The sequence below is a fragment of the Pelosinus sp. IPA-1 genome (genome assembly GCF_030269905.1).
Taxonomy (GTDB): Bacteria; Bacillota; Negativicutes; order DSM-13327; family DSM-13327; genus Pelosinus.
The window spans coordinates 125,820-138,657 of the sequence record NZ_BSVC01000003.1 but is presented as its reverse complement, the minus strand read 5'-3'; the positions used below and the strand labels follow the sequence as shown (position 1 = coordinate 138,657).

At 41.4% G+C, this 12,838-nt stretch carries 12 protein-coding genes; 2 read left to right on the top strand and 10 right to left on the bottom strand.

Annotated elements, in window-relative coordinates:
* Window positions 1-145: 145 nt before the first annotated feature.
* Complete coding sequence (murI, locus tag QSJ81_RS07425; RefSeq protein ID WP_285716775.1) at window positions 146-931, top strand: glutamate racemase; 786 nt, start codon at window positions 146-148, stop codon at window positions 929-931.
* Window positions 932-1,281: 350 nt separating this feature from the next.
* On the opposite strand, the gene QSJ81_RS07420 is transcribed toward murI, so the two are convergent.
* The 7 genes from QSJ81_RS07420 to citD all read right to left on the bottom strand — a co-directional run bounded on the left by QSJ81_RS07420 (window position 1,282) and on the right by citD (window position 8,610).
* Window positions 1,282-2,235 (bottom strand): lactonase family protein, encoded by a 954-nt coding sequence (locus QSJ81_RS07420; protein ID WP_285716774.1) that lies wholly within the window; start codon window positions 2,233-2,235, stop codon window positions 1,282-1,284.
* A 358-nt stretch (window positions 2,236-2,593) separates the two neighbouring features.
* Window positions 2,594-4,159, bottom strand: a complete 1,566-nt coding sequence (ftsH, locus tag QSJ81_RS07415) for an ATP-dependent zinc metalloprotease FtsH (protein ID WP_285716773.1) — start codon at window positions 4,157-4,159, stop codon at window positions 2,594-2,596.
* Between the two features lie 291 nt (window positions 4,160-4,450).
* Entirely contained in the window at window positions 4,451-4,738 is a 288-nt protein-coding gene (locus QSJ81_RS07410) for a YciI family protein (protein WP_285716772.1), read from the bottom strand.
* Between the two features lie 802 nt (window positions 4,739-5,540).
* Window positions 5,541-5,774, bottom strand: a complete 234-nt coding sequence (locus QSJ81_RS07405) for a MerR family transcriptional regulator (RefSeq protein WP_285716771.1) — start codon at window positions 5,772-5,774, stop codon at window positions 5,541-5,543.
* A gap of 103 nt (window positions 5,775-5,877) precedes the next feature.
* Window positions 5,878-7,434 carry a citrate lyase subunit alpha gene (citF, locus tag QSJ81_RS07400; RefSeq protein WP_285716770.1) on the bottom strand — a complete coding sequence of 519 codons (1,557 nt, stop codon included), beginning with the start codon at window positions 7,432-7,434 and terminating at the stop codon, window positions 5,878-5,880.
* Window positions 7,424-8,338, bottom strand: coding sequence for an aldolase/citrate lyase family protein (locus QSJ81_RS07395; protein WP_285716769.1), 915 nt, complete (start codon window positions 8,336-8,338; stop codon window positions 7,424-7,426). Before QSJ81_RS07395 ends, citF begins: the two co-directional genes overlap by 11 nt.
* Window positions 8,335-8,610 carry a citrate lyase acyl carrier protein gene (citD, locus tag QSJ81_RS07390; RefSeq protein ID WP_285716768.1) on the bottom strand — a complete coding sequence of 92 codons (276 nt, stop codon included), beginning with the start codon at window positions 8,608-8,610 and terminating at the stop codon, window positions 8,335-8,337. Before citD ends, QSJ81_RS07395 begins: the two co-directional genes overlap by 4 nt.
* 137 nt (window positions 8,611-8,747) lie before the next feature.
* On the opposite strand from citD, the gene QSJ81_RS07385 reads away from it, so the two are divergent.
* A complete protein-coding gene (locus tag QSJ81_RS07385) occupies window positions 8,748-9,683 on the top strand; it encodes a LysR family transcriptional regulator (protein ID WP_285716767.1) in 936 nt (311 codons plus the stop codon).
* A gap of 169 nt (window positions 9,684-9,852) precedes the next feature.
* Here QSJ81_RS07385 and QSJ81_RS07380 read toward each other — a convergent pair whose 3' ends face one another.
* From QSJ81_RS07380 to QSJ81_RS07370, 3 genes are all read right to left on the bottom strand, one after another.
* A complete protein-coding gene (locus QSJ81_RS07380) occupies window positions 9,853-10,014 on the bottom strand; it encodes a PTS sugar transporter subunit IIB (RefSeq protein WP_285716766.1) in 162 nt (53 codons plus the stop codon).
* Between the two features lie 182 nt (window positions 10,015-10,196).
* A complete protein-coding gene (locus tag QSJ81_RS07375) occupies window positions 10,197-11,345 on the bottom strand; it encodes an SIS domain-containing protein (RefSeq protein WP_285716765.1) in 1,149 nt (382 codons plus the stop codon).
* Between the two features lie 61 nt (window positions 11,346-11,406).
* Window positions 11,407-12,720 (bottom strand): class II D-tagatose-bisphosphate aldolase non-catalytic subunit, encoded by a 1,314-nt coding sequence (locus QSJ81_RS07370; RefSeq protein WP_285716764.1) that lies wholly within the window; start codon window positions 12,718-12,720, stop codon window positions 11,407-11,409.
* Window positions 12,721-12,838: the final 118 nt, after the last annotated feature.

The following is a 12,838-nucleotide window of genomic DNA, read 5'->3' as shown; positions in this document are numbered from 1 at the left end:
TTATGGGCAGCTTCTTTATAATTGCTACATCCTACAAAATTAAGATGAAGAATATAAGATTATGTGAATAAACTGTTATTATAGTATAATTAATCTACATGTATGTTAAATTTGCATATAGATTTTATTTATTGGAGGAATAGAAATGCAAATCGGTTTTTTTGATTCTGGTGTCGGAGGTATTACAGTATTACATGCCGCATTAAAATTGTTACCTAATGAAGATTATATATATTACGCAGATACATTAAATGTTCCATATGGGCCAAAACCGAAAGACGAAGTGAAAAAACATATTTTCAATGCAATAGAGTTTATTATCCAACAGCAAGTTAAAGCCATAGTGATTGCCTGTAATACTGCTACAAGCGTATCAATCGAAGATTTAAGGTCTAAATATACTATTCCAATCATAGGCATGGAACCTGCTGTAAAACCAGCCGTTGAAAAAAATAAGAATGTAAATAAACGAATTTTGGTAACGGCTACTACTTTGACTCTAAAAGAAGAGAAACTACAAAATCTTATTACTAAATTAGATAATGAACACATTGTTGACTTACTACCACTTCCAGGATTGGTTCAATTCTCAGAAAGGTTTGAGTTCAATGAACAAATAGTATTACCTTATCTTCAAGAACAGTTATCTAAATATGATGTAAGTAAGTATGAAACCATTGTTTTAGGCTGTACTCATTTTTCTTTCTATACGGATATGTTTAGAAAGTTACTTCCATCAGATATCAATATAATTGATGGAAACATTGGTACTGTAAACAATCTAAAAAGAACTTTGAAAAAAATGAACTCTTTAAATGAAGGTAATGGTAATATTATCTTCTATAATTCAGGATTCAAGGTTGAGGATAAAGCAAAATTAGATGAATACAGTAAATTATTTAAAAGATTAGATGACATTAACGTAAAATAAAGCTTGTTCTAAAGGACAGTTCTAGACGCAAGTTAACAGTCCCAATAATACAAAAAAAACCGGCAAGGCTCAGAATCTCTGAACCTTGCCGGTTTTGTGCTATTAAGGGATGTGGAGGATTCGAACCATCGACCAAAAATCAATACAGGTAGTTAAAAAGAACTCTCTAGAATCACCCATCTCGCTACTATATTTTTACATTAATTATTTTACCAAAGCAATGCGCTGTTTTAGGTTTCTTATCAATCGGCAGTTTCTTTAATCCCAATAAGAATCGAGTTTAAGATTAGCTTCATTATTATATTGCCTCTTCCATCTCTCGGGACAAACAACCTGTCCCCTTGTGACCATTAATAAAGGCACTTATGCGGACAAATGGCCAAACCACCGGGGCCGGAGATATCGGCTACTGTTCCTAAAAGGGTGCCGAAAGTAGTAAATACAGCCACTTGCCCCGCAGCGGAAATAAACAGCCTGGTTTCACTGGGGTCAAGGGCTATTTGGTCAACGCCAAAAAAGGCTGTGATCTGAAGGCCGTGGGCAAAGGAACGCGCCAGGGCCAAGCTTCCAGAAACCGAGTCGAAGGTAAAAATGTCAACATTGCTCGATCCTAGAACGAATAAATGCCTGCCATTCCTGGAAATAGCCATGCTTTGCGGCTGACTGGATGCCGGTATAGTACTGATCAAGCTGATTTTGTCCGGAATAACGGTGCTCAGCACACTGATAAAGCCAGCGAAATCGACTACAAAGGCAAAATCTCCGTTGGGGCTAAAGTTTATGTTAATAGGGTTCGTCCCAGCAGGGAATTGCTGCTCGGTGTCCTTGAGGTCACCGCAGCGGTTAATCATAAACCGCCGAACGCTGTTAGTACTCGATACAGCGGTTAATACCAGTCCGTCGCACATCGGAGATATAGCGACAGCTTGAGCACTAGTTGCCAGTGTGGAGACAAAAGCATTTTTTCTCAGAGAATAGGACACAATGTTTTGATCTGCAGCAGAACCATCCACGCTCAACGCAAACATGTCATCGGGGGTGATCTGAACGTCTTCAAGGAAAGTAGCGGTAGTTGCGCTGCCAACCACTTTGGCCGGACTCTCGCTCAAGTCGATTTGAAATATAGTTTTGCTATTGAAAGAAGTTACAACCGCCCGTCGGCAATCGCTCGTCAGTGCTACATCTATAACATCAGCTTCTAACGGGATGTGCTGCACGAGGGTCAAATCGTCGGTGTCAAAAATACTGACTCTTCTGTCCGAAAAATCTGCAATGACGCCAAAATGATTTGTAAAATGTGACATTGTCAATTCCTCCATTTATAAAGATAGACGCGGGACTAATTATTATATATTATGTGAATTAAGTGCAATGTGTTCTTGTTGACGCAAAAGGAATGTCAAAAGAGGGATAATACGGCGATAAGTTATTGTCCTTATTAAGAATGATAACTTTAAACAGTCTGCATTTCATTGTTATGTCAAATCTCGAGAAGCTACCCACAATCTACTAGAAAGGTAGATTATGGGTAGCTTCTCTTGCATAAATACTAAATGCTGCTTTATTTTTACATTATAAGCGTTATTTTACCAAGGGAACGTTCTGTTTCAGGCTTCTTCTAGCAACCTGGTAGTTGCCTTTATCGTAACAAAGAAGCTTAATTTAGTAATCTTTATCTTCCCTATTCAGTCTTCCTAGCAATTGACGAAGTTCTTCACCATCCAACTTTTCTCGCTCTAATAGGGTAGTTGCAATCAGCTGTAGCTTATCAAGATTGGATTTGATTATTTCTTCGGCTTTTCTATAAGCGTTCTCTAGTATCTGGCATATTTCTTTATCTATGGTATACTCCATTTCCTGGCTATTATTGGGGCCGCGAGCAATATCACGACCCAAGAAGACTTGTTCCTTAGATCGCGATAAAGCGACTGGCCCCAAGGTCTCGCTCATGCCGTATTCACAGACCATTTTACGTGCAAGCTCGGTGGCCTGTATTAGATCATTATGGACTCCGGTGCTCGTTTCATTAAATATTAGGTTTTCAGATGCTCGACCACCCAGCAGAATTTTAATCTGATCGAAAATTTCTGACCTAGTAAGACAATAGCGATCTTCCTTCCCCAATGTAAGAGTATATCCACCAGCCTGCCCCCGTGGAATAATAGACACCCTATGAATCGGGTCAGCGTGCCTTAGAAGCATTGCGACTAAAACATGACCAGCTTCATGGTACGCAGTAAGTTTCTTATCTATTGCGTTGATAAAACGGCTTTTACGCTCCGGTCCTGCCACTACACGTTCCACCGCTTCCTCCATATCATGCATCTCTATACATGTTTTCCCTTGGCGCGCGGCAAGAATGGCAGCTTCGTTCACTACATTACTGAGATCAGCTCCTGTAAAACCAAGTGTGCGGCGGGCGAGGACTTCAAGATCCATCTTATCTGCTAAGGGCTTATTCCTAGTATGCACTTTTAATATGTTAAGACGTCCCATAAGATCTGGTCGATCGACTACAATACGGCGGTCGAACCGTCCAGGTCGTAAAAGTGCCGAATCGAGAATATCCGTTCGATTGGTGGCTGCCACAACAAAGACACCTTTATTAGCCTCGAATCCATCCATTTCTACTAGCAACTGATTAAGGGTTTGTTCTCGTTCATCATTTCCGCCACCTACACCAGCTCCACGCTGCCGCCCAACCGCATCAATCTCGTCAATGAAGATAATACATGGTGCCTTCTTCCGTCCTTCCTTAAATAGATCACGCACCCTGGAAGCACCAACACCAACGTACATCTCTACGAATTGGGAACCGCTGATACTTAAGAAAGGTACTCCTGCCTCACCTGCCAGCGCCTTTGCCAGTAATGTTTTACCTGTGCCGGGAGGCCCGTACAACAGAACTCCTTTAGGAATACGAGCACCCAAATTACTAAATTTCTTGGGATGCTTGATAAACTCTAAAATCTCTTTCAATTCTTGCTTGGCTTCATCATTACCTTCCACATCTTTAAAGGTAATGATATTAGTATTCTTATTACGTAATTTAGCCTTTTTCTCAGCATTGGACACATTTGACCATTTACCATTTTCTATCCGTCTCATTATAAAAAGCCAATCGTCAAGTGAGAACAGCATGGGCAGATTGGCTATAGACAACACTGGAGTACTGGTTTTTAGCGCCAGTTGCTTAAACTTCTTAAAGATAAATCTGGAGCTTATCACATTAAATCTCCTTTCCTTTATTATGTCATATTATTTTATGCACTCCAGCGGTCCATGTTACCATTTATATGGGGAAACGGGACAGGTTAATGTCCCCATTAGGGACATTAACCTGTAAATTGTTCATATTTTATCGTTATGTCCAATCTAAGAGAAGCTACCCACAATCTAACTTATTAGTAGATTATGGGTAGCTTCTCTTTAATATATCTCAACAATATCTTGCCATCTTCCATCTCTCGGGGCAAATAACCTATCCCTTTGTCCCCTTGAGCCGGTTTTCCTTTTGCTTTAACTCAAAAGACCTTCAAAGCGTGGATCATATTTGGATGGGATAAACTCAATAACTTCATACTCTGCTGCTCCATTACTATGAAAAGGATCTTGTTTGATTATATCCCATACTTCTTCTTCACTGCTCGCTTTAGCAATAATAACTCCACCAACTCGTGGATTTCTACGCCCTGAGACAAGGAACTTCGATTGATTATAGAACCGATCCAGAAACTCAATGTGCGCTGGTATTAATTGATCAAGATACTCCAATGGTTTAACGTAATTCAAAATTATAAGAAACATCAATATTTCCCCCTTATTATTTGTTTTTTTCTATTTTTAAGGATGATCATAAAATTGCTATTCTTGGACTCGAATTATTTCCTGGTCAGTTGCATATTTTACAATCTATGGGTATAATATAAGAAAAGGACTGACGTGCGCTAACACGCCAGCCCAGCAGGTTGTCTAACCGAAGGGTTAGCCCAAGCTAGAGTTATTAAGAAATAACCGCAGACCTTGGTCAGGGGCGGTTATTTCTTTTTTATGATTAATACGATTAACGTAGCAAATGCGACTGCAAAAGACAACGTCTCATATGTAGTCATAAGCACCACCCCCTTTCTATAAAGGGTATGGCTAACCGTCCCTTGACAACCTGTTACGATTATTATAGCATAATTTTCCAGTGTTAGAAGAAAAAAAATTGCCCCTTGGATGTTGTCACGGCTCACTGCCGCCTTTCGCATTAAGGCGGCCTTTTATTTTTTCTGTCACGAGTTCGCAGCTCCCTTGCTGCCGAAAGGCTCCTCGGTACAGAACGTGGCGGTGTAGATTTGGTCGCCTCGCCGCGCCTCCTTGCCTAGCCTGCGCCACATCAGCAGGCTTGCGCTGCACGGCCACACGAAGTGAAGTTCAAGGGCAGGTGATGATTCGCTTGACTCGCCATGCTAATACCTTAGGTGCTAAATTTAAATTATCCACATTTACCGCTACGCCAAATCCAAAGAGAAACTACCTGTAAATCTACCAATGAGGTAGATTTATGGGTAGCTTCTCTTTAGTAAAATTTCTTAATTTATTTCTTCTAGTTTAACTTCCAAACTTACTGCAGCAATGCATTTTTGTTATCTAATATCTTTTTTATTTGTTTAAGAGAAAGCCCTGTTTGACGATAATTGGTAATCTGCTCTAAACGCTTACAATCTTCTTCCGAGTATATACGGTAATTCCCCTTGCCTCTCTTTATGGGAGATAACACGCCGATCGAATCATAATAGCGCAGCGTACTTCGTGACAGGTTAAACTTGCTCGCTAATCTACCAATCGTAGGTATCATATCTTTACTCCATTCTCAAAAGCCAATGACACATGGCTGAATTTCAAAAGAGTTCCTTGTTTTTTAAAACATGGGTAATCATTACTTAAAAAACTACCTACTTTTATAATGGCTTGCGGATTACGTCGAGAAGCGTTCCATCGCGGTACTCAACAATCGCGACAATGTCCTTATCTTCTTCGCTCAAGACAATTTCCTGTGGTTTTCCAACAAGTTTATGTGCCACCTCTTGTAGTTCTTCGATCGTCATGATCTTGAGCCCACTCTTACGTAGATTATCAATGAGATCTTGTCGGCGCGGATTGACGGCAATACCACGGTCCGTCACCACCACGTCGATGCTTTCCCCCGGCGTGACGATGTTTTGCACTCGGTCACGCACCATAGGTAACCGGCCCCGGATAAGTGGCATGACAATAATCGCCAACTTGGATGCAGCAGCAATATCGGAGTGACCGCCAGAGGCGCCCATCAATAGGCCATTAGAGTTAGTAATCACATTAACATTGAAATCGAGATCGACTTCCGTCGCACCCAAAATAACAACGTCCAGATCATTAATGATCGGGCCAGGGCTCCAGGGGTTAGCATAGAATGAAGACGATATTTCCACATGGCGGGGATTTTCCCGCAAGGACTGAATCGCCGTTGTATCAAATGTTTGAGTATCGTAGCAAATTTCAAACAACCCTTCTTCCAGCATTTGAGCGAATAGGCCTGTTACGCCGCCGACGCCAAAGCTGCCTTTGATCTCTTGTTTGAGCATCTTCTCACGGATAAAGCGGCCCACCGCTAAGGCCGAACCACCACCGCCCATTTGGATTGAGTAGCCATTTTTAAAGTAACCTGAGTGTTCGATAACTTTGGCTGCCGCTTCGGCCAGCAGCAATTGAATCGGATTTTTGGTAATTTTCAGGATGCCGGAAGCAATACCTTCCGGATCACCGATTGCTTCCACCGCAACAATATAGTTGACATCAGTCTGAGGAATGCTATAGGGGAAGACATAGCCATCGATCAGGTTATCCGTCACCAATACAACCTGTTCAGCAAAGCGAGAATCGAGCATGGCATACCCGAGGGAACCGCAAGCTGATTTACCTAGGCGGCCCGTAGCATTGCCAAAGCGGTCGCATGTCGGCACCCCCATAAAGGCCACATCGATTTTCACTTCGCCCGCCTCAATAGCTCTTGCCCGTCCACCGTGAGAACGAACGATAACCGGTCGCTTCAATTTGCCGGGATTCTTAGTCAGATAAGCACCGAGTTTGCCCCGCAAACCGCTCGTCTCTAAAGCCGTAATCGTGCCATCTTCAATGTAATCAATGAGAAAATCGTGACAATCATTAAGGGAGCTGGTCGCAATGGTAATGTCTTTAATGCCTTTGGCGGCAATGGCCGTCATCACTAATTTGTTAACGTAGTCGCCATTGCGAAAATGGTGATGAAAGGATATGGTCATGCCGTCTCTTAGGCCGGTGGCTTCCACTGCTTCTATCAACGAGGGCAATACTTTATTGCTGCTAGGCCGTCCAACGCGCAGCGTTCTGCCCGCCATAGGCACTGGCTCCGGAGGATTGACAAACAGCCCCTCGTATGGCCGATACGCTTTCAGTCCATAAATGTGATTCGGTAGCTCACGTCCTGCTTTATTTTTCATCTTTGCATCCCTCCTCGGTAAGAATACCCGCCGCTTTTGCTTGTGCTACAATACGTTCCGCACGAACAACAATTGGTCCATCAATCATTTTTCCGTCAACTGTTATTACTCCTTTGTTGTTCTCTACAGCATCTTTATAACAGGCTAGTACCTTCACGGCATGAGCAATTTGTTTTTCCGTTGGCGTATAGATTTCATGAACAATGCCGATTTGAGTGGGATGAACCACGGATTTTCCATCGAACCCCATATCCTTGATGTCCGTTACTTCCTGACGGAATCCCTCTAAATTCGCCACATCAGCATATACAGTATCCATTGCCTGGATACCAGCATCACGGGCTGCCATAAGGATTTCGGAACGGGCATGATAAAATTCAATTCCTCGTTGGGTCCGCTGCGTCCTTAAGTCGGCAATGAAGTCCTCTCCCCCCAAGGCAATCGCTATGACACGCGGCTCCTTAGCAATGGCACGTACTTCATAGAGACCTCTGACGCTCTCAATGGCGCAAATGATATTGATGGAGCCTTCCGGAAAGCCTTCCCTCTGTTCCACTTCCTTAATCATCTTGGTTACCAAGCGGACTTCATCGACAGATTCGGTTTTCGGCAAACGAATCAAGTCGGGCTTAGAGGGCAAAATGGCTTTCAAGTCATCGATGCCAAAGGGAGTCTGGGTCACATGGTTGACGCGCACCGCCGTTTCGCAGCTAAATGGTATTGCCTTAAGGGCATATTTGACCATGAGTCGGGCTGCGTCTTTTTGCGATACGGATATGGAATCCTCCACGTCAAACATGATTGTATCGGCACCATAAAGGTCCGCATTGTTAATCATTTTTGGGCTATTGCCAGGCACAAACATCATTGTACGTCTGAGTCTTGATTTTACATCCTGATTCATGCAGCGTTCCCCCTATATAAGGCAGCTACGATACGCGCCTTCAACGCATAATCCCAAGCCCCTTTATCTATTACTTTTACATGGACGTCGGTATAACCCACTTCATTGACTGTCGCCACAATCAAATCTTCTAGGTGTTGACCATACTGGCGTTTCACAGAAGAAACAAGTTCAACGGTAATTCCTTGTCCTGCTGTCAAAGGGCTGACAGTAACCAATGCATCGTTTTTTTCTTCAAAACCGACAGTCGCTTCTTTTTGAATGGTTTTCAAAAGAATTCCTCCTAACAAATTTACGTATATTCGCTCTATTTCACCAACAAGCAAATTATAATATAGGCAAAATCATAAGTCTAATATTATAATAGGTATAATAGTTATACGTTTTTAGGTATAAAGGAGGCTTTGCCATGGAATTACGTCAATTGCGCTATATGTTGATGGTCGCAGAAGAAAAAAGCTTTTCCCGCGCGGCAGAAAAGCTCTATATTGCTCAACCTCATTTAAGCCAGTATATTCAAAAACTTGAAAATCAGATTGGCATCCAGCTATTTGACCGTAAATCAACACCAATTAAGCTTACTTACGCTGGTGAACAGTTCGCACAAGTAGCCCGGCAAATGTTGCAACTGGACAGTAACCTGCTGCAGCAAATGAAAGACTTCTCCGAAGAAAACAGTGGGCGCCTCGCTCTCGGAATCTCACCTGTGCGCAGCGCCTATATCCTCCCGATTATACTGCCTGCATTCCGCGCACTTTTCCCTAAAATCGACTTGACCTTGCATGAAGGCACCTCGGCCAACCTAGAGGAATGGATGAACCAGGGCGTAACAGACCTCACCATTCTCTCGTTGCCAATTAGAAGCGAAGGCTTCTCACATGAAATTTTAATGGAAGAAAAATTGCTAATCGTCGCGCCGCCCACCCACCCGCTGACGAATGGTTTAGGAGACGATGATGCACTAGTTTCTTTAAATTTGTCTGAATTGGAGCACGAACCCTTTGTTTTGCTTCAGCAAGGGCAAGCTTTGCGCCGTATTGCCGACAGCCTATTTTTACAGGCCGGTTATCAGCCACGCATCGTTTTGGAAACGAGAAGCTCCCAAACGGCACATAATCTTGCTTCCATCGGCACTGGTTTTACTTTTTCCACCCTTTCCATAAGCCAGCTAAACAGCAATGTCAACAGACCAGTGCGTCTCTTTACCGCTGAACCGTCCTTTACTCGCACCCTGGCTGTGGTCTATCGGAAAGGCAAGTATTTAACAAAATACGAGCAGGCCTTTATCCGCATTACAAAGAAAACCGTTCAATCGGTCCTAGACAAGGCCTTGCCTAAAACATAATAAAAGAAGCTGCCACATAACGAAAACAATTCGCAGTGGCAGCTGTAAAACTAAATCATCAGCAAACTCATTGATCATGCTGATTCTTCATCATATTCATTTTCCCGCCACCATAAAGTACTTAAACTTTACTATTAGGAGAAATCTCCTTCGGCAATGAATTTCACCTCTAATAAAAATATTGGGTATTCGGAAGTCTTGGTTCTTGAGCAACTAAGTCATCTACAACTACAATCAAATTTGCTCCCAACGCGGTAGTCCAAGTCACACCTACTTGCCCATGTACAAGAAGATTATCTATTCTGGTTAATGAAATATTAGGTTCTTTCATGTTATTGCCCCCTTCTCATATGATATTGAATCCACCAGCTAACATTATATACTTCATAGAATGCTAGCTGGTGGATTTTCAATTCTTGCACAAATCATGCTAAGATTCTAAAGTTTCCTCACCCCTGCTCTTGTACGAGGATTTTGTACTGATGATGGGCAACATCACTGTGCGTTGATGATCTATGAATTATATATTGATACACCTTGTACAATCTTGTTCACCTCACCACTAGGAAACGGATTATCAGGTGTGCAGTTTAATTGAACTGAAGCAAACAATGCATAAAGTTGGGCAATTACAAGTGAAACATATGGTGTAAAAGCTTCATCTAAATTTTCCATGTTCGAATTAAATATATAAACGTCAGCATGTTTTTCAATATCAGCATCATATTTGTCCGAAACAGCTATTAAATTATATTTGCTAGCCTGTGACAGTTCTTTTAACATATCTAGATCATATTTCTGTGTGTACTCGTTGTTTGATACAAAATATAAAATAGTCGTATTGGGTGTTAGCATCGCTTTAGGTCCATGGCGAAATCCCATTGGTGTATCATAGCGAGATATTATTTTGCCGGCTGTCAATTCGAGCAATTTTAATGCTGATTCCTTAGCCGCGCCAAGTAAATTACCGGCCCCCAAAACAACCAGTCTATCTACACCATTTTTGTACGAATCAAATATGATAGGATATTTAGTATTGATCAGTTCTTCGGTATAAGCTACAATTTTTGCAACATCACCACTCACATCTTTTGCAATATTTAAAATGCTATATGCTGCCAGCATCATTCCTGTGACACTACTAGTCATTGCAAACCCTTTATCACCAGCTTCGTCAAAAACAAAGTTTATTGTCCTTTCATTATTGAAACTCGCTAATTTTCCTTGGGAGTTGCAAGTTATAATAATGTGGAATAAGTCCTTAATATTATTTTCAGCAATTTCAATCGCTGCAATACTTTCGGGACTATCCCCCGACCTACCAAAGGATATCAATAATGTTTTAGCATCCTTTACTAAATATTGTGATGGATTTGCAACAATATCTGTCGTATGTATTGATTCAATATGATGATAACCTAATTCTTCTCTAACAGCTGGCGCTAATGAATCGCCTACAAAACCAGAGCTGCCCGCACCTGTAAAAATGATTCTAGTGCTTTTATCTATCTTTTCCATAAAGCTTTCAATTTCTTTTTTTCTCATTAATACCTTATCATATATTGCTTTCCATACATTTGGTTGACGTGAGATTTCACGAATGGTATTTTCCATTTTTTTATTTACTGCTTCATTTTCAGTAAAACCTAACAACTTGCTCACAATATTCACTCCTCTTTTTTATTATGTAATGTATAAGATTATTAATCGTTGGTTGTTGGCCCTATAATTTTGTAGCATACATATAATCATCTATGCAGTTGATGATGCGATCTTTCAGCAGATTTTCTGGGTCCTTCTTCAATAAGCCACTGCGAATTTTATTATATTGAATTGGCATAAACTGATTTATCAGCGTTAATGGAATATCAACTGAACTTAAATTCATGACCAGCCTGTTAATTGAGTCCTTAACCTCGGGCACTGGTACATAATATCTGCATCGATCAGAAAAACTGTATTTTCTGGCATATCGAATTTTAGCCGAATCTCCATAGTAATGCATTCTCCAGTTTTCGGGATTGCGAACCATAAATGAGTCCAATACTTCTATGAACTGAGACTGTTCGATTTCCGGCCTATACCGAAACAATTCAGCTTCCATGTGACGTAAGGCAAATAGCCCCTCTCTCATGGCAAACGTTAATGCAGGACCTACTTTCAAAATGGCAATTCCATCTTCCACCATTTCTTTTAGCGCCTGGGGTGTTTGGTAATCAGTCGAATGCCCTTCAAATATAATTCCCGGATATTTCTTCAAAGCTTGGGTAAGTTCCTGAGCAGCTGAGCGGCTATATTCATGTATGGTTTCATCGCCAAATTCTACACCCGGCTGCACAACTACCCCAATAACATTATTCCAAGCATTAGCAAGGCCATGGAGTTGAAAGGCCTCTTTAAAAGCAGCCACTGTATTCTCAAAATCCAAAGCTTTGGTAATGTGAAGACCTTCTTCCGCTTCTTGGCTACCTCCTGGTATAGGTACCTCGCTGCCCACAATATATACAGGATGCACTGCCCTAGGATTAACCGCTTGCAACTTTGCAAAGGCTATTTCGGATTCTTTACACAACATAGCTCCTCTTTCGGCAATCACAGCTGTATCAATTTGACAGTTTTGAGGATCATCAGCCAAATTCATGCTAGTATCGATATGGATCTTATTAAACCCAGCCATAACATACTGCTTTATCAATTCTTGAGATTTTTGCATAGCTGAAGCTGCCGGCTCATTTTTCCAAGTTAAGGGCCCTAAATGATCACCACCAAGAATTATTTTATCCACAGGAAAATTGACCTTTCTGGCTAAGGAATATACAAAATCACGAAAATCCGCCGGTTTCATACCTGTATATCCACCAAACTGATTGACTTGGTTAGCGGTTGCCTCAATAAGAATATATTCGTTATCTTTTAATGCACGTTCCATCACCGCTTCAATTACATATTCATTGGCACTACAAGCCGAATAAATACCACGAGGAACTCCCTTTTTTTGCTGTTCTACCAATGCTTTCAAATAATGTTTACTACACACATAACCATCCCTTATACTTTTTTACCTACCATCTTCACCCTATTTACTAGTCACACTAAGCCGGCATCAACTCCTTTCTCTCCCGGAGCATTTTTATCAACCTTTGCCCAATGATTAT

Coding starts and splice junctions, on each gene's coding strand:
- murI (WP_285716775.1), top strand. CDS start 146: ATGCAAATCGGTTTTTTTGATTCTGGTGTCGGAGGTATTACAGTATTA.
- QSJ81_RS07420 (WP_285716774.1), bottom strand. CDS start 2,235: ATGTCACATTTTACAAATCATTTTGGCGTCATTGCAGATTTTTCGGAC.
- QSJ81_RS07410 (WP_285716772.1), bottom strand. CDS start 4,738: ATGTTTCTTATAATTTTGAATTACGTTAAACCATTGGAGTATCTTGAT.
- QSJ81_RS07405 (WP_285716771.1), bottom strand. CDS start 5,774: ATGATACCTACGATTGGTAGATTAGCGAGCAAGTTTAACCTGTCACGA.
- citF (WP_285716770.1), bottom strand. CDS start 7,434: ATGAAAAATAAAGCAGGACGTGAGCTACCGAATCACATTTATGGACTG.
- QSJ81_RS07395 (WP_285716769.1), bottom strand. CDS start 8,338: ATGAATCAGGATGTAAAATCAAGACTCAGACGTACAATGATGTTTGTG.
- QSJ81_RS07385 (WP_285716767.1), top strand. CDS start 8,748: ATGGAATTACGTCAATTGCGCTATATGTTGATGGTCGCAGAAGAAAAA.
- QSJ81_RS07380 (WP_285716766.1), bottom strand. CDS start 10,014: ATGAAAGAACCTAATATTTCATTAACCAGAATAGATAATCTTCTTGTA.